A 22,576-nucleotide genomic window follows, 5' to 3' on the forward strand; every position below is an offset into this window, starting at 1 on the left:
ATAGGAGACTGCTGCATACATTTTAGAAAAACTAGAAACTGAATCGACCATGGCCCTCACGCAACTGCGGAAACAAGAAATAATCTCCAACTACCAAGTTCACGAAACTGACACTGGCTCGGCCGATGTCCAAGTCGCTATGCTAACTGAGCGCATTAACCGCCTCAGCGAACATCTCCAAGCAAATAAAAAAGACCATTCTTCCCGAAGAGGACTGTTGAAGCTAATCGGACAGCGTAAGCGTCTTCTAGCTTATATATCGCAGGAAAGCCGGGAAAAATATCAAGCTTTGATTGCTCGTCTCGGTATTCGTGGATAGGACTACCGCTTATGTCTGCTGAAGAATCTGAACGCAGTCGTTTGCCTTTTGAACCGAACAAAAAGCGCCAAAAACCCGCAAAAGCTCAAAGTAAACCAGCAGCACAGCCCCAAGAATCTGTCAAAAAGGCTGATAAAAAAGTGGTTTACACCAAACAAGAGATGGCAATTCCCCAAGTAGTCAGCCAACGGATGATCCGACGGGTAGCTGGGTTCTCTGGTGTACCAACAGCTTTGGGCATTAGCGCTTTGGTTGCTAGCTATCTGCTTGCTGCCTACTCTGATATCCGACTACCTCCCATCGCCGTGTTATTGGTGAACATGGGATTATTTGGTTTGGGGGTTTTAGGGATAACTTATGGCGTTCTCTCTGCCTCTTGGGATGAAGAAAAAGTCGGAAGTTTTCTGGGTTTGGGTGAGTTCAACACCAATTTGGGACGAATGGTGGCAGCTTGGCGCGAAACTCGGCAAAAAAACTTATGACGAACGGCGCTCAGGTATTAAGTAACTGTGATATTGGGTAAATGAAAAAGTTAATGTTGAAGTTGAAATTTGATCGGTTCAACATTGCTAGTTAAAATTTTACAATCATTTTTATACCCTATTTCTAGTTATTTAGCAGTAAAAATACTGACTGAGCGCTGCATTTTATCTATTTATTTTGTAAACAAATTTTATTTTTAACTATTTGTAATTAGGCCAATAGGCAACAATAAAGTTAGCCTATTCATAGAAAATTTTACTCAATTAATTAATCAGGAACTTTCAGATGATTATAGTAATGAAAAGTGGTTCCCCAGAGGCGGAAATAAACCGCATTGATGAGGAACTTAGTAGCTGGGGGCTAACTCCAGAAAAAATTGTTGGTCAACACAAAGTGGTTATTGGTCTAGTAGGTGAAACCGCCAGCTTAGATCCGCTACAAATTCAGGAACTTAGCCCCTGGATTGAGCAGGTGTTACGGGTAGAGCAGCCTTACAAACGAGCTAGCCGTCAGTACCGCCACGGCGAAGCGTCAGATGTCGTGGTTGATACTCCTGATGGAGCGGTAGTATTTGGCGAACATCAGCCTTTGGTAGTCGTTGCTGGCCCCTGCTCCGTAGAAAATGAAGAAATGATTGTAGAGACAGCGCGGCGCGTCAAGGCTGCTGGAGCCGCATTTTTGCGCGGAGGGGCATACAAACCCCGGACTTCACCTTATGCTTTCCAAGGACACGGCGAGAGTGCTTTGGATTTGTTAGCGAAGGCGCGGGAAGTTAGCGGACTAGGTATTATTACAGAAGTGATGGATGCGGTAGACCTGGAGAAAATTGCCGAAGTTGCTGACGTGATTCAGGTGGGGGCAAGAAATATGCAAAATTTCTCCTTGCTCAAAAAAGTGGGAGCGCAGCCGAAACCAGTTCTGCTGAAGCGCGGAATGGCAGCGACTATTGAAGATTGGTTGATGGCAGCCGAGTATATTTTGGCATCTGGCAATCCCAATGTAATTTTGTGTGAAAGGGGAATACGCACCTTTGACCGTCAATATACGCGAAATACACTGGATTTATCGGTAGTGCCAGTGTTGCGAAAGCTGACTCACCTACCAATTATGATTGATCCCAGCCACGGCGTAGGTTGGTCTGAATTTGTGCCTTCAATGGCAATGGCTGCGATCGCAGCTGGCACAGATTCCCTGATGATAGAAGTTCACCCTAATCCTGCCAAAGCTTTATCCGACGGGCCCCAATCTCTGACACCAGACCGTTTCGATAACTTGATGCAAGAATTGTCAGTAATTGGTAAGGCAGTGGGACGCTGGAAGCAACCAGCAGTGGCTCTAGCTTAAAATTCAGTTGCAACTTATTGCTAGGCATAAATAAATTAAAGTTTGTAGTGAGTTAGCGCGGTCTTGGGGTTTCCCCCATAAGCGACTAACGAACCCGAAGGGTCAGGACATGAGTTTTGATAAATCTGAAGAAGCGATAAATCGCTCACTACAAACTAAGATTTTCTTATATGTTTAATTATGCCTAACTATCTAAAAAAAGGACGGGTAAAATACCCATCCCAGAAAATTCGCTTTTATTCATATTGATAGAAAACGATCGCAAAACTTTTATTGCACTTGCGTGGGGAAAGCACCAGGTTGCACGGCTATGTTAAGATTCTGCCCATTGCGACGTAATTCCATACGTAAATCGCTCCCGACTTGGCTATTTTCTACTGCCCTTTGGACACTGCTGGCATCTGTGACTGCTTGACCTCCAAGGGTTTGAATCACATCACCAGCACGTATCCCTGCTTTAGCAGCTGGTGAATTTGGTACAACTTTTACAACCAATACACCTTTATCTTCATTCACACTCAAACCGCTGTTAGGATCTGAGTTGATATTTTGTTTTAGCTGAGGTGTTAACCCCACCATCTGAATTCCCAAGTAAGGATGTTGTACTTTACCTGTAGCTATTAGTTGACTGGAAATGTGTTGTGCTGTGTTGATAGGAATAGCAAAGCCTAATCCTTGTGCCCCTTGAATAATGGCAGTATTCATGGCAATTACCTGGCCGCGAGAATTTAGCAAAGGCCCGCCGGAGTTACCGGGATTAATTGCAGCGTCGGTTTGAATATACTCTACTCGCTTATCGGGAGCGCCGATGAGATTGCTACTACGTCCGGTGGCACTAATGATTCCGGTAGTTACTGTATTATCTAACCCAAGGGGATTGCCGATCGCGATCGCCCATTCTCCGGGTTGTAGTTGATCTGAGTTACCCAAGGCTACTAACGGAAGATTATCTGCCTGAATCTTCACAACAGCAACATCGGTCAACTCGTCTTTTCCTAACACTTTTCCTTTAAAGCTACGCCCATCCTTGAGTGTTACTGTTACGGTATCAGCACCATCAACTACGTGAGCGTTGGTAAGAATACGACCATCGGCACTAATAATAAAACCTGAACCTGTACCCCGTTCTACGCGATCCTGTTGTTGCGGTATTTGAGAACCAAAAAAGCGTTGGAAGAGTGGATCGTTAAATTCATCTGGTAACTGGGTTTTTACGGTTCGGGAAGAGTCAATTCGCACTACAGCAGGCCCTACCTTTTGCACCACCTGGGTAACAAAGTTAGGATCTGTGCCTGCTGGTATTGGAGGAGCAGCATTTACTCGACTTACTGCCAAATTAGATGCATTTTCAGACACCTGCTGAGAGTGTCCAGCTATATAACCGCCTGCCAATGTCATCCCCGATCCCAGCAGCACCAGCGATAGAGAGGCGGCAGCTTTTCGCCAGGGTTTATAATATTTGGCATCAGCAGTGTTATGTAAAATGCTATTTGATGGGTGTTCTCTGTCGCGAGATTCGTTTTGCATTGCTGTCTGGAAGGATATTTAGATGTATTACTAATGTAGATATGATTTATGACAGTTTTGTTGCAAAGGTATTGCGTTGTTGTGAAAGCTTTGGTATTTTATTGAACCGTATTGGAATATAGTCATTCGTAGAGACCTACATCGCTGCGTACTCTTTACCAATCTCAGTGCTGAGTGCTATTAGCGGAAGCGGGGCGTTTAGCGCGTGCTGAGTAAATTAATGTGAGACAAGCCCTTTTTTGACCTCTCCCCCAACCCCCTCTCCGACGCGGAGAGGGGAGCCAAAACCCTAATTTTTCGTTGTTGCTCCTCCCTTTCCCCGTGGGAGAGGGAGGTTGTCTGGGAGAGGTTCATCGAACTCACGTTAAATGAAGAATTACTCAGTATTTATGTACTTGGGTTTGAGCAAGACCCCTTGTGGGCGGTCTTTAAATTCAGAACTCAGCACTCAAAACTCAGCACTCTTGATCATGCCTGAAGGAATGAAAATGGCACAGGGGAAAATTTTACTTAAATCTGACACTTTATGGACAAGTGTTAAAGAACGAACTGAATATGCTTTGCAATGCGGGGCACTACTCTCGATTCCAACAGAATTTGAATTTGTTGAACAGGATGGCGTGCGCTTTTTGGTACGGATTTTGTCTAACCTGAATCGCAAAAAAGCAGCGAAGGATAAACAGAAAAAACAATCTGTTACTTCTGGTGTAGAGTTTAATCCTTTTTTGCCCTACGAAGAGGATTTATTTGTGGCGGATATCTCCGATACCCATGTATGTATTTTAAATAAATTCAATGTTGTAGATTATCATCTGCTAATCATCACCCGTGGTTTCGAGGAACAAGAAAGCTTACTCACCCTGGAAGATTTTACGGCTATGTGGGCGTGTTTGGCTGATTTCGATGGTTTAGCATTTTACAACAGTAGCAAAACCGCAGGTGCTAGTCAGAGACACAAGCACTTACAATTAGTACCTCTACCACTTGCCCCTTCAGGGTTGCAAATACCGATTGAAACTTTACTAACATCAGCACAATTTCAATCGAACCCACCTTCAGCAAAACTTCCTTTTGTACACGCTTTCGCACCATTAAATTCTAATTGGGTGCGATCGCCATTTGCAGGAGGGCAAGCAACGTTGGAAGTTTATCACACTTTGCGTCACGCTGTCGGTTTAGATGACAAGCAATCTGGTGCTTACAATCTGTTAGCGACACGAGAATGGATGTTAATCGTACCGCGATCGCAAGAGCATTTCCAATCTATCTCTGTGAATTCATTAGGATTCGCTGGTGCGCTGCTGGTGCGAAACGCAGCAGAAATGGAGATTCTCAAAACCCAAGGGCCGATGACTATCCTCAAAAATGTTGCTGTATCCTAATACTTACGCACACTCTACGAATTCTTCTCTACAAGATAATTATCCTTAGTGGGAGTTTGACCAATTTGCAGCACACAAACTGCGGCAATCAGACAGAGAACGCCTGATAAAATAAACGCTTGTAAATAACTACCCGTCCAAGTTCTCAAGACTCCGGCTCCGAATGCAGCTGTCGCTGCACCAAGCTGATGTCCTGCGACAATCCAACCGAACATCACGCCGACATTTTCTTTACCGAAGGCGTTGGCAACAAGACGGACTGTTGGTGGTACGGTGGCAATCCAATCAAGTCCATAGAAGACGGCAAAAATGGAAAGTCCATAGAAGGAAAAGTTGAAACTGAAGGGCAAGAAAATCAAAGATAAACCCCGCAGTCCGTAGTACCAGCACAATAAGTAGCGATTGTTCCAACGGTCAGATAGCCAACCGGACATGGTAGTTCCAAAAAAATCGAATAGTCCCATAATTGCCAAAAGCCCAGCAGCCTTGACTTCAGGGATACCGTGGTCAATACAAGCAGGAATTAGATGAGTTCCAATTAACCCATTTGTACTTGCGCCACAGATAAAAAAGCTACTGAATAACAGCCAGAAGTCTCGATTACGCATTCCCAGCCAAAGGGCGTTAAGGGTGGAGGCAATAGAATTTGCTCTAGGCTGTAACACTTGCACAATTTCGCTGTTGTCGCCAAAGGCTCGCAAACCGACATCCGCCGGACGATCGCGCATAAAGACTGCGATCGCTGGAATAATTAGAAGTGCTGCACCAGTCAGAGCCAGAGCCGCAGTTCGCCACCCAAAGCGATCGGCTACTGAGGCCAACATCGGCAGAAACACTAGTTGTCCCGTGGCTGTACTGGCGGTTAAGATCCCCAGAACTAAACCCCGCTTTTCCAAAAACCAGCGATTGACGACAATAGCACCCAAAACTAGGGCAATAACTCCGCTACCAGAACCGACAACTACACCCCACAGCAAAACTAGTTGCCAAGAAGCTGACATCAAAGTGGTTAAACCGACACCAAGCGCGATGACAGCAAGTGAGAATACCATCATCCGGCGAATGCCGATTCGCTCCATAACTGTGGCAGCAAAAGGGCCAATTAATCCGTAGAGTACTAAGTTAATGGAGATTGCCAAAGATATAGTCGCTCTACTCCAGCCAAACTCTTGTTCAAGAGGCACTATAAAAACCCCAGGAGCAGAGCGGATTCCGGCTGCCACCAGCAAGGCTAGGAATGTTAAACCCGCGACGATCCAAGCATAGTGGAACGAACGACGCGCTAGGAAGGAGGGTAAGGACATGGTTTGGAGGGGGGAGTGGGGAGCAGGGGGCAGAGGAGCAGGGGAGCAGGGGAGCAGAGGAGCAGGGGAGGCAGGGGGAGCAGGTTCAAAAACTCGTTGGCGAGTATCAAAGACTCGTCGGCGAGTATAAAAGACTCATTCACGAGTATCAAAGACTCGTCGGCGAGTATAAAAGACTCATTCACGAGTATCAAAGACTTGTAGGCGAGTATAAAAGACTCATTCACGAGTATAAAAGACTCGTCGGCGAGTATAAAAGACTCGTCGGCGAGTATAAAAGACTCATTCATGAGTATCAAACACTCGTCGGCGAGTATCAAAGACTCATTCATGAGTATCAAAGACTCATTCTCTATTCCCCATTTCCCATTGCCAATTTAGAGAGAACTACCCTGCATAAGGGTTGCCAATTCTGTCTACAGACACGTTAGAAGAGAATGGCAAACGACCTGGATTTAAGCGTGGTTCGGCTGCATAACCCACAGGAACTAAAACAGCGATCGCTAAATCTGGATTATCTCCTGCACCAATCACTTGTTTTACTCGATCCTCAATCCAACCGTTCATAAAACAAGTGGACAATCCTAGACTTTCTGCCGCTAGCACCAAATGGGTAGCGGCAATGATCGCATCTTTGATCGCATATTCGCGTCGCTTCTCGCCTAGCGTTGCTTGAAATTGCGGAATGGCGGTTTTAAAGTAGTTTACTGTGCCTTCATTCCATGCCCCAGTTTCCAGTCCTTGCTCTATAATTGGGGCCAAGTTTTTTTCGCCTGCGTTAGGATCGGCGGCAAAAACGAAGGTTACAGGTGCTTGAACAATTTGCTGTTGATTAAAAGATGCTGCTGACAGTGCTGCCTTTTGCGCTTCATCTTGCACAAGAATAATTTGCCAGTCCTGGAGATTATAGCTGCTGGGTGCTGCTACGGTTAACTCTACCAGTTGCTTGAGCAGTTCTGGGGCGATGGGGTCTGTTTTAAAAGTTTTGATAGAACGACGTTGAGCGATCGCACTGGGTACATCTAAAGGTTGGGTTTGGATGATGGAACTCATGATATTCTCCTGATAGTTGGATTATAAGAGGGTTTCAGATTTTATATCTCAAGTGATTAAAAGCTCTAAAGAGCAGGACAATCCAAATATGTTCCTCTCTAATTGGCAATGTTAACTGGGTTAGAGATATGCTCGTGGATAATGCGCCATTGTCCCTCTCGCTTTTCCCATACAAGTGTCGCATGAGCCGTAATTCCAACCGCCTCATTCCCTATGGTGGTTGCTGTACTGTGGAAGATCAAAGCAGAGACGGTAATGTTATCACCTGGAAATATCTGAATATCCCCAACTGATTTAACTTGCCACTGGGTTATTGCTGTCATGAACGGCTTCCATATTTCCTCGTAGGATTGCCATCCTTGAATTCGAGTAGTCTGGGGTGAGAGGGTATCGAAGGCAAGGAATTGTTCATCTTGCCAGTAGAGATTGTCTAAAAGAGAAAAATCAAAGGATTTGTTGCCTGGACTAAACGCAGCTAGCCAATCGTTAACGCGTTCTTTGATTTTTGCTGCATCTAAAGTATCTTTCATAGTTCACAACCAATTTTTACAATCATTTTACTGATGTTGTATCTGGGAAAAATCTAAAAATCCTCAGTTTGATTTGATACTTTAGAGTGCAGAAAGTGGGTTTTGATTATTTAGATGAGAAGAATTATACCAATTCTCTAAAATCTGGCAACAGATTCAAACCCCGAAACCCTGACCCTACCTGACTTTCTTAATTACGAATTACGAATTACGAATTACGAATTGGAATTAGGCATTGACCATCTGCTCGTTAGCAGGCGACCAAAATGGATAGTCTGTATATCCTTCTTCACCGCCGCCATAAAAGCTTGCTTGATTTGGTTCATTTAGTGGTGCATTCAAAGCCAAGCGTCGGGGTAAATCGGGATTTGATATAAATAATGTGCCAAAGGCAACTAAATCTGCTGCTTTATTTGCCAGTACTGCATCGCCTTTTTCACGGGTATAACCACCATTGACGATCAGTGTACCTGTAAAGCGATCGCGTATATGGCTAGTGGGTACAGTTATCCCGCCATGTCTAATATCTGCTTCTGTTGCCTCATAAATATGCAGATATGCCAAATTAAACTGGTTCAAGGCTTGAGCCGCATAACCAAATGTCTCCAGGGGATTGGAATCACCTATATCGTTAAAAGTCCCACTGGGAGAGAGACGTACCCCTACTCGGTTGGAATCCCACACACTAGTTACCGCCTCTGTCACTTCTAACAGAAATCGGGCGCGATTCTCAATCGAACCCCCATATTTATCTGTGCGTTGATTGGTGCGATCGCGCAAAAACTGATCTATTAAATAACCATTAGCTGCGTGAATTTCCACGCCATCAAACCCAGCCGCTAGGGCATTTGTGGCTCCTTGACGGTACTGTTCGACTATCTGCGGTATTTCCGAAGTTTCTAAAGCACGGGGAGTAACAAAGGGTTTTGGCCCCTCATAAGTTGAGGCATCACCTTTAGGAGCAATAGTAGAAGGTGCCACAGGTAAAACTCCATTCGGTTGTAAATCAGGGTGAGAAATCCTGCCTACGTGCCATAGTTGCAGAAAAATTCTGCCGCCGTGCTGATGTACGGCATCGGTTACTAACTTCCATCCCTCCACCTGTTCTGGTGAATGAATTCCTGGTGTCGCGGGATAGCCTTGTCCTTCAGGAGTTACCTGTGTTGCTTCAGAAATAATCAGTCCGGCGGAAGCACGTTGGACGTAGTAAGTAGCATTCAGTTGGTGTGGTACGTTTCCCTCACCTGCGCGGTTTCGGGTTAAGGGTGCCATCACTATCCGGTTAGGTAGTTCCAGATTTCCTAATTGGTAAGGAGAGAATAAGTCGATCTCAGTAGTCATTGGTTATATCTCCAAATTATTTTAGTCATTGGACATTGGGCATTGGGCATTGGTAACTCTTCCCCATTCCCCAGTCCCCAGTCCCCAGTCCCCATTCCCCAGTCCCCAGTCCCCAGTCCCTAATCCCACACACTAAACAATCGATCGAATAACGCCACCATCTACCCGCAAAGCTGCACCATTAGTTGCCGATGCTACGGGACTAGAAAGGTAAACTACGATCGCTGCTACTTCTTCATTTGTTGCAAAGCGTTTGATTAAGGAACTTGGACGCACATTTTGAAAAAACTCCGCCTCAACGTCAGCGCGAGTAATACCGCGTTCCTGTGCCAGGTTGGTGATAAAATCTTCAACTCCTTCGGAACGAGTTGGCCCTGGGAGGACAGAGTTTACTGTAACTCCAGTCCCCACAGTCATTTCTGCTAGACCTCTGGCAATAGCTAGCTGTGCTGTCTTAGTTGTGCCGTAGTGAATCATTTCCACTGGGATCTGAATAGCAGATTCGCTGGAGATAAAAATTATCCGCCCCCAGTTTTGCTCTAGCTGCTTTTGCAGATATTGCCGACTCAAACGAACTCCACTGAGAACGTTAACCTCAAATATTTTTAACCAGTCTTCATCAGTAATATCAAAGAAGGTTTTTGGCTCATAAATACCCACATTGTTTATGAGTATATCAACGTGAGGAACCTCTTGAATGAGTTTCTCTATCCCTGATGCAGTGGCTGTGTCAGCAACAACACCAGAAACTTTTGCGTCGGGTGTAGAATGCTTAATTTTAGCGATCGCTTGAGCTACTCGTTCTTCAGAACGACCGTTGACAATTACTGATGCACCCTCTTGAGCTAGCCCAAGAGCGATGGCCAAACCAATACCTGCGGTTGAGCCACTGACCAGTGCGGATTTACCATGCAATTTCAAGTCCATTTCGCTCTTTCCCCGTTATTTGAAACAAAATGATCTGGGATTGGGGACTGGGGAGAATGCGAGGGGGACAAGCACAAAGGTCTAAGCGTCGGAAGTCGGCGCTCAGAACTTTAGAAGAACAAGGAAGGGGGACAAAGAATATTCAACAAGTCTCTCCCCAATCCCCAGTCCCCAGTCCCCAGTCCCTAATCCCCTTAACTTAAATTAAAGATGCTGTGCTAAGGTCTTATTCAAGGTAGTTTTTGGAACCGCCCCGACGACAGTATCAACCTGGCGACCTCCTTTAAAAACCATCAATGTCGGAATGCTGCGAATTCCATAGTGGCTAGCGACAGTAGGATTTTGATCTGTGTTCAACTTCACAAATTTCACCTGTCCTTCGTATTCAACAGCAACTTCATCGACAACTGGGCCCACCATCCGGCAAGGGCCGCACCACGGTGCCCAAAAGTCTACTAATACCGGAATTTCACTTTCCAAGACTTCTTGCTTGAATGTGGCTTCTGTGACGTTTGTAATGGATGACATAAATTGCCTTCCTACTTAATTCTATAATTCGATAATATCGAATAATAAAAATATATGCCACCTGATGAGATAATGCAACTATGAGATTCCTTTATCATCCAGATAGAAAAAATATTTCTTTACCGGGCGTGTTGTATGCATTGGGCGATCCGGTGCGGCTAGAGATTGTGCGGCTGTTGGCGACTGAGGGGGAACAATGCTGTGCGAAGTTTGATTTTGCGATCGCCAAATCAACTATGTCCAACCACTTCAAGATTTTGCGGGAGTCGGGGATAGTCTTGACACGCAAAGAAGGGACACACCATATTAACATCCTGCGGCGTGAAGATTTAGAGGTGCTGTTTCCAGGGTTATTGGATGTGGTATTGAAAGCTGCTCAACCATTACCTGTTGAATCTGCCAGTACTAAACAAACAGTTTCAAGGATTTAGGGGTATTGGGCATGGGGCATGGGGCATGGGGCATGGGGTATGGGGTATGGGGTATGGGGCAATCGCTCTTTTCAAAGGGCGCATAACCTGATATGCTTTTTCAGCTTTTTCAATTGATACTTGAGGTATTGGCGATCGCAGCCTGAGAACTGCTAGATCGACAGTATGTCCGAATCTAAGGATTCAAGAACTGTGAGAATTTTATATATTATGTTCAAATCTGGAGGTCATAAATAAACTTGCAACCAGGATTTATAGCGTCTGGCGAGTTCCTGAAGAAAATTGAGTTCTTCACCCTCAAGATTATTAAATAGGTTGCGATATTGCCAACCACGCTCGTAGCGACTCAGCATTTCTTCTGGAGTAAACCGATATACATCAGCAGTTTGCCAACAAATTGATTCCAAAAAAGGCAGCTTTTTAGGGACAATAACAAGATTATCTGTTTGTGTTGCGGTTGTCATAATTCTTTTAATCAACCACTTTTGGCTTACTTTAATTTTAGCTTTCACGCCTTATATCACGCCACGGTATTTGAGAAGGACAAATCAATGACGAAATATAAAGCGGGCGATCTAAAAAAATCTATCTGCCGCTAAGTATTGGGGTGTGATGCCCTAATTGAGGCAATAGCATCTGATGCAGAGGTAGGTTTGAAAGCTATAATTAGGATACAACACATATTCTTAAAAGTGCAAAATCGCAACAAAAGCACCAATGGCAGAATTCACTATTCAAATTCCCGATGAATTAGCTCAACGTTTAGAACCTCTGCAAAATCGCTTACCCGAATTGCTTTGGCGATTACTAGACGTTGTTAATCTACCAACAAATATTCAGCCAACAGTTAGTCCTGAGACTACAAATATTCCAGCAGTTTATCAAGAAGTTATTGATTTTTTGATTAAGGGGCCAAAACCAGAAGAAATTATTAATTTTAAAGTTTCATTTCAATCTCAAACACGCCTACAAGAATTATTGGAAAAAAATCGCTCTGCAACACTCAGTCAAATGGAATTAGCAGAATTAGATGTTTACGAGCAGCTAGAGCAGATGATGATTTTATTAAAAGCACGAGCTTATTCTGCAATGAGCTAACATGACTTCTAATTCGATTTCTGTGGAACTCCGTAGGTTAGTTATTCACAGAGCTTCAGCACGCTGCGAATATTGCCGAATCCATCAAAACTTTTCTATTTATACCCATGAAGTAGACCATATTATTGCCGTCAAACATGGGGGTGAAACTACTGCTGACAATTTGGCACTTTCATGTTTATCCTGTAACCGTCATAAAGGCTCTGATTTCGCTACCATAGACCAACTTACTCAAGAAATTGTCCCATTGTTTAATCCGCGTCGCCTGGTTTGGGATGAACATTTTTATCTTGAAAATGCCAGGATAGAAGGAAAAACTCAGATTGGTCAAGGAACTGCAAGGTTACTTCAATTTAATGTTCCCAATCGGGTGCTTTCTCGACAAGTTTTGATAAGTCAAGGACAGTACCCGTAGATATAAGATCAAGTCCAATTTTGCTCTCAGAGTAATAGGGAATTGAGTAAACTTAAGAAATGTTAATGTTACTGAAATTGAAATATAGTTCATTCCAGAATTTATTGCGGAGGTCTATAGATGAGGATAACTGCTCAGGAGTTGCTCCAGCGATATGCTGCTGGGGAGAGAGATTTTAGTGGGGTTGACTTGGAAGGAGCTAACTTGGTTAGAGCTAATTTGAGTGAAGCCAAGTTGAGGGGAGCTAATTTGGCTAGAGCTAGTTTGAGAGAAGCTAATTTGGCATATATTTTTCTGGAGGATGCCAACTTGGAAGGGGCTGACTTGATCGGTGCCAATCTTGAGGATGCTAGGTTGATGCGTGCCAATTTGAGTTACACCAATTTGCGAGGTGTCGATTTGAGAGGGGCAATTTTGTCTAATGCCAATTTGACCAGCGGTAACCTGAGATGTGCTAATTTGGCTTGCTCTTCCTTGGATGGCGCTAACTTGACCAATGCTAATTTTACGGGGGCTGTTTTGGACAGTGCTACTTTGACTGATGTTGAGTTCGCTGGGATTAATTTGGATTGGACTATCCTGACCAATACTGATTTCCGGGGAGCCAAGAAACTGGGTATTCCACCCTTGGAACAAACTGGAATGCTCTTTCCCAGTAGCAGAGGCGCTCTCTTCTTGGAAACCTCGTTTCCAGATGGTGAGATCATCCAAGGTCTATACTACAGAAATCCCTGAATCTAGCAGATGATCAGTCATTGAAGTTTCAGCCAGTAAAGATGATTTAAGAGGTGAATCAATTGGCTTGTTTTTATTATCAACACGTAAAGCTATCTTATTTTGAATAAGGTCTTTTGCTTCTTGATTCAAATTTTTAAATCTAATTTTATCCCAGCTATAAATTATCTGGGCTGTGATAAACTCTTCCTTTCCAAGCGCCGCCGCGCCCTTGCCAATGACGGAGTGCTGAGTCTAGAGTCATTAAAGTATAAAGAAAAGCGATCGCAGGTAAACTAAAAGCGAACCAGACAGAACATTTATAAAAGCGGATCGTCGGGTAGTAAGCAAAAGTCATTAATAGCCATCCTAATATACCTGTAAGTGCGATCGCCCAATTACTCGAAACTGCACCCAGAATCACACATACAGGTGGAGCTAAATAAATTAGAGGCATTCCCACCAAAGTTCCCAATAATATTAATGGTGAATAATTCAGTTGGGTATAGGCAGTACGAGCAACCATATCCCAAATCGTCGCTAGCGAGTCATAAGGGCGCAAGCTTCGAGTCAAGCCACTCAATCCCAGCCAGATACGACCTTGACTGGGCATTGAGTTAATCTTCCTGTCCCCTTGTCCCCCACTCTTCTTAACAGCTTTAGCCAGGGCGCAATCGTCAATTAAAGCTTGACGAATCACTTGAATTCCCCCGATTCGCTCTAAAGCTTCTCTACGAATCAAAATAGATCCCCCGGCGGCGGCTGCTGTGGGATTGTTGGGATTATTCACCCAGCGAAAAGGATAGAGTTTTTGGAAGAAAAAGACGAAAGCTGGAATCAAAAGTTTTTCCCAAAAGCTCTCACACCTGAGTCGCACCATTACCGAAACCAAGTCTAAATCTTCCTGCACAGCTTTCTTCACGAGTCGGCGGAGATTACCAGGATCGTGTTCGATATCTGCGTCAGTCAGCAAAAAATAGTCAGGTGCTAATAAACTCGCACTTTTTATACCTTGCTCAACTGCCCAAAGTTTACCCGACCAACCAGGAGGTAGTGAAGCGCCAGAAATAATATGCAATTGCTGAGGTTTCCCAACAGCGTGTGCAACTCCTTCGGCAAAGTTTGCTGTCCGGTCTGTGCTGCGATCGTCTACCAAAAACACGTTGAAAGAACCAGGATAATCTTGGAGTAGGAGCGATCGCAAACTAGTTGGTATTAACTCAGCTTCGTTACGCGCTGGAACGACCGCACAAACCACAGGTAACGATTCTAGCTGAGTTTCTGTAAACTCTAATTGCTGGTCTGTTTGCCAAAACTGTCCCCAAAAACCCAGTAATACTAACCAAATTGTCAACGATAAGAGCATCAATCCTAATACAATTACATCCATGACCTATTGCAAATTATCAGTGACTCAGACAGAATACTATGTCTATTGATAGAGGAAAAAAAATTTTTTTGCTGTAATACCGCGTTCATATCTAGTGTTGGGTGTTGAGGTTAAATAGTTTTTCATGCAAACACAAGACAGGGTAAAAGTCAATAAAGTTGCAGATGCGATCGCAGCTAGCCAAGAATATCTGCTTTCAATTCAAAATCCGACAGGTTACTGGTGGGCAGAGTTGGAGTCTAATGTCACCATCACTGCTGAAGTCGTCCTCCTGCATAAAATTTGGGGAACAGACCAAACCAGACCTTTACACAAAGTTGAAACATATTTGCGTCAACAGCAACGAGAGCATGGCGGCTGGGAACTTTACTATGGTGATGGCGGAGAACTTAGCACTTCGGTTGAAGCCTACATGGCTCTAAGATTGCTAGGTGTACCAGCAACCGATCCGGCGATGATTCGGGCGCAAGCTTTTATTCTTCAACGGGGTGGGATCGGCAAAACTCGGATTTTTACCAAGTTGCACCTAGCCTTGATTGGCTGCTACAACTGGCGCGGCATTCCCTCGCTACCACCTTGGATAATGCTGTTGCCGAAAGCTTTCCCTGTCAATATCTACGAGATGTCTAGCTGGGCACGTTCTAGTACAGTACCATTACTGATTGTATGCGATCGCAAACCTGTTTTTCTTACCGACTCAGCTATCAACCTAGATGAGCTATACGCTGAAGGTATCGATCGAGTCCGGTGGGAATTACCTGAAAGTGGCGATTGGACGGATTTATTCCTCACTCTCGATCGAGGGTTCAAGTTGGCAGAAAGCCTGAATTTAGTACCCTTTCGTGAAGAAGGCATCAAAGCCGCCGAAAAGTGGATTTTAGAACGCCAAGAAGCTACAGGCGACTGGGGCGGGATTATTCCGGCGATGTTGAATTCCATGCTGGCTTTGCGGTGTCTGAATTATGACCGAAGCGATCCCATTGTGGAACGAGGTTTGCAAGCAATTGATAACTTTGTCATTGAAACAGAGAATAGCTATCGGATACAACCATGTGTTTCACCAGTGTGGGATACAGCTTGGGCGATGCGTGCTTTGATAGAATCTGGCTTTGCACCAGATCATCCTGTCGTGGTAAAAGCTGGCGAATGGTTGTTGCAAAAACAAATTTTAGATTACGGAGATTGGGCTGTAAAAAATCGCCAAGGAAAACCAGGGGCTTGGGCTTTTGAGTTTGACAATCGCTTTTATCCCGATGTAGACGATTCGGCGGTGGTGGTGATGGCACTACATTTGGTAAAACTCCCAAATGAAAAAATCAAGCAAGCTGCGATCGCTCGTGCCTTAAACTGGATTGCATCTATGCAATGTAAACCAGGCGGGTGGGCTGCTTTTGATTTGGATAACGATCAAGATTGGCTTAACTCCATTCCTTATGGTGATTTGAAAGCCATGATCGATCCAAACACCGCAGATGTTACCGCTAGGGTACTAGAAATGCTGGGTGCTTGTGATTTGTCAATTGATAGTGATAATTTGGAGCGATCGCTTACTTATCTTTTGCGCGAACAAGAAACCGAAGGCTGTTGGTTTGGGCGTTGGGGTGTAAATTATATCTACGGCACCAGTGGCGTTTTGTCAGCCTTAGCGTTAATCGATCCTCAAAGACACAAACTCAGTATAGAACGGGGAGCAGCTTGGTTAGTTGGATGTCAAAACCCAGATGGTGGTTGGGGCGAGACTTGCCGTAGTTACAACGATCCCAGTCTCAAAGGCAAAGGAAACAGTACTGCATCTCAAACGGCTTGGGCTTTAATTGGTCTTTTGGCAGCAGGTGAAGCAACAGGTAAATTAGCTCTTGGTGCGATCGAGCGGGGAATTGGCTATTTGGTGGCAACTCAAAAGCCAGATGGTACTTGGTTTGAGGCAGACTTTACAGGTACTGGTTTCCCTTGCCATTTTTATCTCAAGTATCATCTGTATCAACAATACTTTCCTTTAATCGCACTAGGTCGCTATCAAGCAGCGATTGCGATCAAAGAAGGTTAACATTCGTTTTTAGTAAGGTAGCACGCCTATGCTACCTTAGAGGATGTCTGAGAAGTATTAAATATTTCGTCCGATCCCCCCTAGCCCCCCTTGAAAAGTGGGGAAAACTTCTAAAAGTCCCCCTTTTTAAGGGGGATTTAGGGGGATCTACAAGTCTCGAATACAACACTAAAAAGTTTTCAGACATCCTCTTAGCGTGTATTCCATTAATACGAAAACCAGCTATTACATCAATACTTTTCGGATAAACCCAACAATCTCTTTTTTGGTCTGGGGGTAAGGCTAATGGGTTTGCGGATAAAGGTAAATTCAAACCTTTTCCCTTTCCCCCTTAACCCAAAAGTATTGGTTATTACATAAGCGATCCATCAACTATATTTACTCAAGTAAAGAAAGTTTATTCTCTTAATATTTAACTATAGGACTCATATTTGATTTCTGAAAAAACTCAGTACACCTTTATTCCTATCTTCCCAGTCCCCAGTCCCTAGTCCCCGATCTTTACAAGTAATCAGGAATCAAATAGGATTGCTATATAACGCCCCAAATCAACGTATTTCTATTCTCTGGCAATGACAATATCGTTAGATTTAATAACTGCATAAGCTTCTTTTCCTTCAGATAATTCTAACTCTTCTGCGGAAGCTCTGGTGATAATCGAAGTTAATTCTACTTTGTGAATAATCTCCAAAGTAACCTCACTATTAACTGCTCCATAAACAACTCGTTTAACCACACCTTTAAGAATATTGCGAGAGCTAACTTTTAGTGGTTTTTTTTGAATACTACTTTCTATGTTAGGCTTTTGAGTGTAATAGATATCTGCCTGTTGTTCCTGCTGAGTTGGTGGTGATATTGGTGCTAAGTTTTGCTGAGTGAGACTACGCACGAGTTCCCGCAGAATCTCAGTCTTAGTGCGTTGAGACTGTTCGCAGAACTCCTCTAGAATCTTCCGCTCATCCTCTGAGGTTTGAAATGTAACCCATCCTTGTTCTTTTCTTGGCATAATAATATTATTATCAATTTTGGTTATCTTGGTAAGATTCTACCAAGTATCAATTCGATACGTCGTTTTAGTAATAACATTTTTTTGTTGGTATTTTCGGCATTTCTACCGCAATTAATCAACTATTCTCATATAGTTAACTACATATATATTTATTTTTTTCTAGATGCGAAATATTTTGTTACTTGAGATTGTCTAAATCATCACCAAAATGATACCATCTTAGTTGGTATAACATTGGTCTATGGTATTTGTTGGGATAGCTACGCTTACGCAAGGATAATCTAAGAGAACTCCAAGAAATAAATTATCCAATATTGTGGGGTGGGCGTCTCGCCCGCCCAGTCCATAGGGCGGGCGAGACGCCCACCCCACAAGAGTTAATTGGATATTTTTTTATTTGTCAGTCCCTAACAGAAAATTCCACTGGCGACGCCGAATAGCGCGTCGCAGACATCGCGTGAGTGACGTAGGATTATTTAACGTGAGTTCACAGCCGGAGGATGAAACACCTAAAATCACGTTCTCAAGACCTGCGGAGTTTATTTGAGAACAATATCACCATTGAATACGTGGCAGAACCCCTAAAAGCTATGCCAGCTGATGCGGAGGCGAAAGAAGTGCTGCATTGGATGCAAGCACAAAATTTTGATGTTATCGGCGTGGAGACGGGAGATATTATTAGCGGTTATGTAGAACGCTCTAGTTTGATCCCAGGCAAAAAAGGTAAATGTAGCGACTATCAACGAGTGTTTCATCCCAAAGAACTAATTGCCATTTCCACCCCACTGATAAAGTTGCTACCCATTTTGCAACAAACTCCGCGATTGTTTGTCTTAGATTGCAATCAGGTAAGTGGTATTGTCACCTGTGGTGACTTGCAGAAAGCACCGGTGCGAATGTTACTATTTGGCTTAGTAACGCTGCTAGAAATGAATTTACTACGGCTGGTGCGGATTTACTATCCTCAAGATTCTTGGCAAAAAGTCCTTAAACCTGAGCGCTTAGAAGTTGCTCAACGACTATGGCGAGAAAGTCAGGAAAGAAACGAAGCCACCGATTTATTAGATTATCTACAATTCTGCGATAAGCGAGAGTTGATTTTAAATCAACCAGAACTTCTCCAGCAACTAGGACTAAAATCAAAACGGTTTGGCGAACGTTTCCTCAAGTCTGCTGAACAGTTGCGAAACCGATTAGCTCACGCCCAAAATTTAGTTAGTGGTTCCTCTTGGACAGAATTGATTTCTCTAGCAGAAGCGATGGAAAAGCTGTTAATTCATTGTGAGGAAGTTGAGTAAATTAGTTAGGTTTTTTTAAAATTATTGAACTAGCAAATCAAATCCGCTGCTGTCCAAAATACTCATGTAGAGACGCAATAAATCGTGTCTTGTTTGAATAAAGTTGAACTGAGAGGATGTTTGAAAAGTTCGTTGTCGTTATCAAAAGTTTTAGCTTCCTCTAAATTCCCTTTTTCAGGTGGGTTAGGACGGATATAAAAGTGCCTAAAGTCACAACAAAACACTTTTCAAACAACCTCTTAAATCCTTTAATTGAGTCAGAGACAATATTTCAATCTGCGATGTCTACGACGGTTTTTTTACGAGATGCACTTGCGTTCGCCTACACAATTTCGGAGGAACTGTTGCAAGCTTATTTTTCAGTGAAGTTATAACTTTTTTCGATTAACTCTGCGTTAGCAGGCACCACTCTTATCTGACACAACTTTTAAAGTTTTGAAGATTAGACTAATATCATAAACTATAGACCACTTACGTTGGTAGTCTAAGTCCATATGAACAATATCTTCAAAATCTTTAATACTGGAGCGGCCATGAGCCTGCCATTCACCAGTCATACCCGGCTTGACATTCAAACGTTCCCAGTGGTGCTTTGAGTAGTGTATCACTTCATTAGGAGTAGGAGGGCGGGTGCCTACTAGACTCATTTCCCCCAGCAGCACGTTCCAAAACTGAGGGAGTTCATCTAAGCTAGTGCGGCGGAGAAACCTTCCTACACAGGTAATGCGGGGGTCATTCTCATTTTTGAATATCCGATCGCTTTGAGCTTCATTCTTAACTAGATGCTTAAGTTGGTCAGCTCCAACTGACATCGAACGGAACTTCCAAATTCGGAAGTGACGCCCATTCAAACCACAGCGAATTTGACTGTAAAATATAGAACCTGGGCTATCTAACTTAATCGCGATCGCAATCGGAATTGCTAAGAATACTGTAATCGATAGCCCAATAACAGCACCCAAGATGTCAATCATTCGCTTGGCTTTACTGATGACAGAGGGATGAACTGGAACTTTAACTTTAGGAAGAGTATGGGTATCATCTAGAACTTGCATATCAAAACGATGGGGAGTAAAAGTATTAGACATGGTAATTGCAGTTTCAGTAGTAAGTCGATCAACTCGATCGTCTGTACATTTACTTATTTCAGTACCCTGTAAAAGCGAGAATGAGATTTTCTAATTAGGTTAAGCAAGTAAATATGTCACCAGTCAATCTGTTCTTTAAGATATTTGCAATGACGGTAGCGATCGATGCTTCATATTTAAGCATTCAACATCATTACGACGGCATTTAGTTATCATAAATTTCAAACACTGAATCCATCTGAGTCAGTTCAAAAATCATCCGAACAAGTGCTTGCAAATTACCGAAAAATAGGCACTTGAACGTCTAGACAAAACCTCCTTAAGTAAAGCGATTAAGCTTGAACTATCCATAAAATTTACTTTGACTAGATCAATCACCCAGAGATGTTTGGGGTGAGGTACTAAGCTAGATAGCTGTTCCCTTAAGGTATTACCATGCTCAAAATCTAAGCATTGCTGAGTTTGAATCACGATCGGTTGCCTTTCTTGTGTCAGAGTCATAAGTTTTATAGATTTAATTAACTAAGAAGCTGACTTTCAAAAGCATGAAACTGTGTGGTTTACCACACATACTCGTTTCATTATATTTAACTGATAAGGTATTTAAGAGCCAGGATTATTTGTTATTTTATTTATCTGAAATTTCTGTTGCAAAATTAACCAAAAAAATGGTAATCCTTCTATTAAATATCTTTTCCATAATCTTTGAGGCTCCGATACCATTCTATATAACCATTCAAAACCCATATTACTTATATATTTTGGTGCCCTTTGTATATTACCTGCTTCAAAATCAATAGTGGCACCTATTGCTAAAAATATTTTGATATTTGGCAGTTGGTTTTTGTATTTATATATCCATTTTTCTTGTTTTGGTGCGCCTAGCCCAACGGCTAATACTGTGGCGTCTGAAGAATTAATCATCTCAACTATTTTTTTACATTCCGCTTCTTTTTTTTCAAATCCAAAAGGTGGTGAATATGAGTTGACAATTATATTTCTATGAACCTTGGCATTAATTTTCTCTTGAGCTTTAATAGCTACACCTTGTGCTGCACCTAATAAAAATATTTTAATTGTTTCATTTTGTTTGTGGAAGTTATAAAATGCTGGAAAAAAGTCAGAACCGGAAATTTTTTCTTGGATGGGCTGACCTAAGAAACGAGATGCATATATTAAAATTTGACTATCACATAGTTTGTAATCAGCAGTCTTATAAGCTTCAAGAAATTCACGATCGTTTTGCAATTTCATTATGTGATCTACATTGGGAGTAAATACAGTACCATATTTAAGATTTTCTAAAACTTCTGTTGTCAAGACATTGTTAATCTCAATATTTAAGAGATTAACCTTTTGTACTTGGTTGTTCTCCCATTCAAAGGATTTACCCTGATGTCTTAAAAGTTGTACTAGGAAAAAACTGAGTGTTTCAGATGAGAAAATACGGTCAAAGCGAATGTTAAAGAGACTATTTTTTTGTGCCATATAACTTTGAAGTTCGCTATCTACAATTGAGAAATAGTAAAATTTAGAACATTGCCGATGTTTTCTGCTTATGCGGGTATATTTAGAGTGTTACGTTTGGGTGATATCAAACCATATAAATGCTAAAAATATGAACAATGTCTGTTGCCAGACTTCAATTTTTATCTGTCAAAGCTTTTAATACAGTTGCATTGCTACGCATAAGCACCATAAAAGATTTGGTGTTGCTGAATTATGGGATGATTTCACTCAGTTTTGAACGGCCTTTCAATTGTTTCAACTGCCAATTTATACCGCATTCATGCAACGCCATAGATTTGATAGGACTTGAGACTTTGTTCGCGAGGTTGAGTCAAGACTTAGTGAACTCTACGTATACTTTCTTACGCAAATACCGATAGAAAATACTATCTGATGGCTACTTAAATTATTTTTTATACAGTATCCTAATGAGGAATAAAATTATCCAGCTAACTATCCGTTTGGCTGTGGCGTACAGATAGTATAAATTTCATAATAAGATAATTAGGCACGGAAAAACAAACGTATGTTTAGTTTTTTCAAACCTGTACAGTAACCAACTTATAAGCTATTCAGCGAATTTACATTTCTTTACATAGCTTACTTTTTTAACACTGATTGACTGACTACAGGACATAAAAAACCAAAAAAATCAGAGCTTTGACAACTACAGAAATAAGATAACAAACAATTATTGCCACCCAGAATTGATGTTGAACAGATGATATGTTGAGTGAAAATATTTCCATTAGCGAGTGAGAATTTCTGTTTCTCTCGTCATTTTTACAGCACTTTCGAGGTTTGTGAGGTACACTAATTAATAGAGTATCAAGAACTAC

At 42.5% G+C, this 22,576-nt stretch carries 25 protein-coding genes; 11 read left to right on the forward strand and 14 right to left on the reverse strand.

The features are described from left to right. The first annotated feature begins 49 nt into the window (after positions 1-49). The 3 genes from rpsO (at position 50) to aroF (ending at position 2,146) form a co-directional block, all read left to right on the forward strand. Positions 50-319, forward strand: coding sequence for a 30S ribosomal protein S15 (rpsO, locus tag RMX89_RS16775; protein ID WP_041565894.1), 270 nt, complete (start codon positions 50-52; stop codon positions 317-319). Between the two features lie 11 nt (positions 320-330). Continuing rightward, the gene (locus RMX89_RS16780; RefSeq protein ID WP_322668932.1) at positions 331-801 is read left to right on the forward strand and encodes a PAM68 family protein; all 471 of its coding nucleotides are present in this window, start codon (positions 331-333) and stop codon (positions 799-801) included. A 286-nt stretch (positions 802-1,087) separates the two neighbouring features. Beyond that, positions 1,088-2,146, forward strand: coding sequence for a 3-deoxy-7-phosphoheptulonate synthase (aroF, locus tag RMX89_RS16785; protein ID WP_322689696.1), 1,059 nt, complete (start codon positions 1,088-1,090; stop codon positions 2,144-2,146). Positions 2,147-2,416: 270 nt separating this feature from the next. Here the strand turns inward: aroF and RMX89_RS16790 are convergent, their stop codons facing one another. After that, a complete protein-coding gene (locus tag RMX89_RS16790) occupies positions 2,417-3,673 on the reverse strand; it encodes an HhoA/HhoB/HtrA family serine endopeptidase (RefSeq protein WP_322689697.1) in 1,257 nt (418 codons plus the stop codon). A 488-nt stretch (positions 3,674-4,161) separates the two neighbouring features. Between RMX89_RS16790 and RMX89_RS16795 the strand changes: the two genes are divergently transcribed. Then, a complete protein-coding gene (locus RMX89_RS16795) occupies positions 4,162-5,055 on the forward strand; it encodes a phosphorylase (RefSeq protein WP_322689715.1) in 894 nt (297 codons plus the stop codon). 14 nt (positions 5,056-5,069) lie between these two features. Here the strand turns inward: RMX89_RS16795 and RMX89_RS16800 are convergent, their stop codons facing one another. Next, the gene (locus RMX89_RS16800) at positions 5,070-6,359 is read right to left on the reverse strand and encodes an MFS transporter (RefSeq protein ID WP_322689698.1); all 1,290 of its coding nucleotides are present in this window, start codon (positions 6,357-6,359) and stop codon (positions 5,070-5,072) included. Here RMX89_RS16800 and RMX89_RS16805 point away from each other — a divergent pair. Further along, a complete protein-coding gene (locus RMX89_RS16805; protein ID WP_322689699.1) occupies positions 6,358-6,489 on the forward strand; it encodes a hypothetical protein in 132 nt (43 codons plus the stop codon). The genes RMX89_RS16800 and RMX89_RS16805 overlap by 2 nt on opposite strands. Positions 6,490-6,746: 257 nt before the next feature. Here the strand turns inward: RMX89_RS16805 and RMX89_RS16810 are convergent, their stop codons facing one another. The 5 genes from RMX89_RS16810 to trxA form a co-directional block, all read right to left on the reverse strand. Next, on the reverse strand, positions 6,747-7,412 hold the full coding sequence (locus RMX89_RS16810) for a nitroreductase family protein (protein WP_322689700.1): 666 nt from the start codon (positions 7,410-7,412) through the stop codon (positions 6,747-6,749). Between the two features lie 98 nt (positions 7,413-7,510). Next, complete coding sequence (locus RMX89_RS16815; RefSeq protein WP_322684230.1) at positions 7,511-7,942, reverse strand: YybH family protein; 432 nt, start codon at positions 7,940-7,942, stop codon at positions 7,511-7,513. A 228-nt stretch (positions 7,943-8,170) separates the two neighbouring features. Next, a complete protein-coding gene (locus RMX89_RS16820) occupies positions 8,171-9,283 on the reverse strand; it encodes an alkene reductase (RefSeq protein WP_322689701.1) in 1,113 nt (370 codons plus the stop codon). Between the two features lie 132 nt (positions 9,284-9,415). Then, the gene (locus tag RMX89_RS16825) at positions 9,416-10,210 is read right to left on the reverse strand and encodes an SDR family NAD(P)-dependent oxidoreductase (RefSeq protein WP_322689702.1); all 795 of its coding nucleotides are present in this window, start codon (positions 10,208-10,210) and stop codon (positions 9,416-9,418) included. A 204-nt stretch (positions 10,211-10,414) separates the two neighbouring features. Beyond that, on the reverse strand, positions 10,415-10,738 hold the full coding sequence (gene trxA / locus RMX89_RS16830) for a thioredoxin (protein WP_292829099.1): 324 nt from the start codon (positions 10,736-10,738) through the stop codon (positions 10,415-10,417). Between the two features lie 80 nt (positions 10,739-10,818). Between trxA and RMX89_RS16835 the strand changes: the two genes are divergently transcribed. Beyond that, complete coding sequence (locus RMX89_RS16835) at positions 10,819-11,169, forward strand: helix-turn-helix transcriptional regulator (protein WP_322689703.1); 351 nt, start codon at positions 10,819-10,821, stop codon at positions 11,167-11,169. Between the two features lie 227 nt (positions 11,170-11,396). On the opposite strand, the gene RMX89_RS16840 is transcribed toward RMX89_RS16835, so the two are convergent. Next, on the reverse strand, positions 11,397-11,633 hold the full coding sequence (locus RMX89_RS16840; RefSeq protein ID WP_322689704.1) for a hypothetical protein: 237 nt from the start codon (positions 11,631-11,633) through the stop codon (positions 11,397-11,399). Between the two features lie 253 nt (positions 11,634-11,886). On the opposite strand from RMX89_RS16840, the gene RMX89_RS16845 reads away from it, so the two are divergent. The 3 genes from RMX89_RS16845 (at position 11,887) to RMX89_RS16855 (ending at position 13,417) form a co-directional block, all read left to right on the forward strand. Then, positions 11,887-12,267, forward strand: coding sequence for a hypothetical protein (locus RMX89_RS16845; RefSeq protein WP_322689705.1), 381 nt, complete (start codon positions 11,887-11,889; stop codon positions 12,265-12,267). A gap of 1 nt (position 12,268) precedes the next feature. Further along, positions 12,269-12,682, forward strand: coding sequence for an HNH endonuclease signature motif containing protein (locus tag RMX89_RS16850; protein ID WP_322689706.1), 414 nt, complete (start codon positions 12,269-12,271; stop codon positions 12,680-12,682). A gap of 120 nt (positions 12,683-12,802) precedes the next feature. Continuing rightward, positions 12,803-13,417, forward strand: a complete 615-nt coding sequence (locus tag RMX89_RS16855) for a pentapeptide repeat-containing protein (protein WP_322675015.1) — start codon at positions 12,803-12,805, stop codon at positions 13,415-13,417. Here RMX89_RS16855 and RMX89_RS16860 read toward each other — a convergent pair. Together RMX89_RS16860 and RMX89_RS16865 are read right to left on the reverse strand one after the other, a co-directional pair. Further along, positions 13,397-13,549: a hypothetical protein gene (locus RMX89_RS16860; RefSeq protein ID WP_322689707.1), complete on the reverse strand. Its 153-nt coding sequence runs from the start codon at positions 13,547-13,549 to the stop codon at positions 13,397-13,399. The genes RMX89_RS16855 and RMX89_RS16860 overlap by 21 nt on opposite strands. Before the next feature lie 25 nt (positions 13,550-13,574). Continuing rightward, a complete protein-coding gene (locus RMX89_RS16865; protein ID WP_322689708.1) occupies positions 13,575-14,786 on the reverse strand; it encodes a glycosyltransferase in 1,212 nt (403 codons plus the stop codon). Between the two features lie 124 nt (positions 14,787-14,910). On the opposite strand from RMX89_RS16865, the gene shc reads away from it, so the two are divergent. Beyond that, positions 14,911-16,833: a squalene--hopene cyclase gene (gene shc, locus RMX89_RS16870; RefSeq protein WP_322689709.1), complete on the forward strand. Its 1,923-nt coding sequence runs from the start codon at positions 14,911-14,913 to the stop codon at positions 16,831-16,833. Positions 16,834-17,392: 559 nt separating this feature from the next. Here shc and RMX89_RS16875 read toward each other — a convergent pair. Next, positions 17,393-17,839, reverse strand: coding sequence for a molybdopterin-binding protein (locus RMX89_RS16875; RefSeq protein WP_322675018.1), 447 nt, complete (start codon positions 17,837-17,839; stop codon positions 17,393-17,395). Positions 17,840-18,342: 503 nt separating this feature from the next. Between RMX89_RS16875 and RMX89_RS16880 the strand changes: the two genes are divergently transcribed. After that, positions 18,343-19,140 (forward strand): hypothetical protein, encoded by a 798-nt coding sequence (locus tag RMX89_RS16880; RefSeq protein WP_292731256.1) that lies wholly within the window; start codon positions 18,343-18,345, stop codon positions 19,138-19,140. Positions 19,141-19,535: 395 nt separating this feature from the next. On the opposite strand, the gene RMX89_RS16885 is transcribed toward RMX89_RS16880, so the two are convergent. The 3 genes from RMX89_RS16885 to RMX89_RS16895 all read right to left on the reverse strand — a co-directional run bounded on the left by RMX89_RS16885 (position 19,536) and on the right by RMX89_RS16895 (position 21,716). Then, positions 19,536-20,195, reverse strand: a complete 660-nt coding sequence (locus RMX89_RS16885) for a sugar transferase (RefSeq protein WP_322682876.1) — start codon at positions 20,193-20,195, stop codon at positions 19,536-19,538. Between the two features lie 288 nt (positions 20,196-20,483). Next, entirely contained in the window at positions 20,484-20,729 is a 246-nt protein-coding gene (locus RMX89_RS16890; RefSeq protein ID WP_322689710.1) for an STAS domain-containing protein, read from the reverse strand. 102 nt (positions 20,730-20,831) lie between these two features. Beyond that, positions 20,832-21,716: a WecB/TagA/CpsF family glycosyltransferase gene (locus RMX89_RS16895; protein WP_322689711.1), complete on the reverse strand. Its 885-nt coding sequence runs from the start codon at positions 21,714-21,716 to the stop codon at positions 20,832-20,834. Positions 21,717-22,576: the final 860 nt, after the last annotated feature.

Source organism: Nostoc sp. DedSLP04, from assembly GCF_034530775.1.
Lineage (GTDB): Bacteria > Cyanobacteriota > Cyanobacteriia > Cyanobacteriales > Nostocaceae > Nostoc.

What these genes read in the sequence shown, in the direction of transcription:
- RMX89_RS16835 (WP_322689703.1), top strand. Translation starts at nt 10,819, where the DNA reads ATGAGATTCCTTTATCATCCAGATAGAAAAAATATTTCTTTACCGGGC.
- RMX89_RS16820 (WP_322689701.1), bottom strand. Translation starts at nt 9,283, where the DNA reads ATGACTACTGAGATCGACTTATTCTCTCCTTACCAATTAGGAAATCTG.
- shc (WP_322689709.1), top strand. Translation starts at nt 14,911, where the DNA reads ATGCAAACACAAGACAGGGTAAAAGTCAATAAAGTTGCAGATGCGATC.
- RMX89_RS16840 (WP_322689704.1), bottom strand. Translation starts at nt 11,633, where the DNA reads ATGACAACCGCAACACAAACAGATAATCTTGTTATTGTCCCTAAAAAG.
- RMX89_RS16810 (WP_322689700.1), bottom strand. Translation starts at nt 7,412, where the DNA reads ATGAGTTCCATCATCCAAACCCAACCTTTAGATGTACCCAGTGCGATC.
- RMX89_RS16890 (WP_322689710.1), bottom strand. Translation starts at nt 20,729, where the DNA reads ATGACTCTGACACAAGAAAGGCAACCGATCGTGATTCAAACTCAGCAA.
- RMX89_RS16845 (WP_322689705.1), top strand. Translation starts at nt 11,887, where the DNA reads ATGGCAGAATTCACTATTCAAATTCCCGATGAATTAGCTCAACGTTTA.
- RMX89_RS16815 (WP_322684230.1), bottom strand. Translation starts at nt 7,942, where the DNA reads ATGAAAGATACTTTAGATGCAGCAAAAATCAAAGAACGCGTTAACGAT.
- RMX89_RS16780 (WP_322668932.1), top strand. Translation starts at nt 331, where the DNA reads ATGTCTGCTGAAGAATCTGAACGCAGTCGTTTGCCTTTTGAACCGAAC.
- RMX89_RS16885 (WP_322682876.1), bottom strand. Translation starts at nt 20,195, where the DNA reads ATGCAAGTTCTAGATGATACCCATACTCTTCCTAAAGTTAAAGTTCCA.
- RMX89_RS16880 (WP_292731256.1), top strand. Translation starts at nt 18,343, where the DNA reads ATGAAACACCTAAAATCACGTTCTCAAGACCTGCGGAGTTTATTTGAG.
- RMX89_RS16805 (WP_322689699.1), top strand. Translation starts at nt 6,358, where the DNA reads ATGGTTTGGAGGGGGGAGTGGGGAGCAGGGGGCAGAGGAGCAGGGGAG.
- aroF (WP_322689696.1), top strand. Translation starts at nt 1,088, where the DNA reads ATGATTATAGTAATGAAAAGTGGTTCCCCAGAGGCGGAAATAAACCGC.
- RMX89_RS16875 (WP_322675018.1), bottom strand. Translation starts at nt 17,839, where the DNA reads ATGCCAAGAAAAGAACAAGGATGGGTTACATTTCAAACCTCAGAGGAT.
- RMX89_RS16825 (WP_322689702.1), bottom strand. Translation starts at nt 10,210, where the DNA reads ATGGACTTGAAATTGCATGGTAAATCCGCACTGGTCAGTGGCTCAACC.
- RMX89_RS16855 (WP_322675015.1), top strand. Translation starts at nt 12,803, where the DNA reads ATGAGGATAACTGCTCAGGAGTTGCTCCAGCGATATGCTGCTGGGGAG.
- RMX89_RS16800 (WP_322689698.1), bottom strand. Translation starts at nt 6,359, where the DNA reads ATGTCCTTACCCTCCTTCCTAGCGCGTCGTTCGTTCCACTATGCTTGG.
- RMX89_RS16850 (WP_322689706.1), top strand. Translation starts at nt 12,269, where the DNA reads ATGACTTCTAATTCGATTTCTGTGGAACTCCGTAGGTTAGTTATTCAC.
- RMX89_RS16790 (WP_322689697.1), bottom strand. Translation starts at nt 3,673, where the DNA reads ATGCAAAACGAATCTCGCGACAGAGAACACCCATCAAATAGCATTTTA.
- RMX89_RS16795 (WP_322689715.1), top strand. Translation starts at nt 4,162, where the DNA reads ATGGCACAGGGGAAAATTTTACTTAAATCTGACACTTTATGGACAAGT.
- RMX89_RS16865 (WP_322689708.1), bottom strand. Translation starts at nt 14,786, where the DNA reads ATGGATGTAATTGTATTAGGATTGATGCTCTTATCGTTGACAATTTGG.
- trxA (WP_292829099.1), bottom strand. Translation starts at nt 10,738, where the DNA reads ATGTCATCCATTACAAACGTCACAGAAGCCACATTCAAGCAAGAAGTC.
- RMX89_RS16895 (WP_322689711.1), bottom strand. Translation starts at nt 21,716, where the DNA reads ATGGCACAAAAAAATAGTCTCTTTAACATTCGCTTTGACCGTATTTTC.
- rpsO (WP_041565894.1), top strand. Translation starts at nt 50, where the DNA reads ATGGCCCTCACGCAACTGCGGAAACAAGAAATAATCTCCAACTACCAA.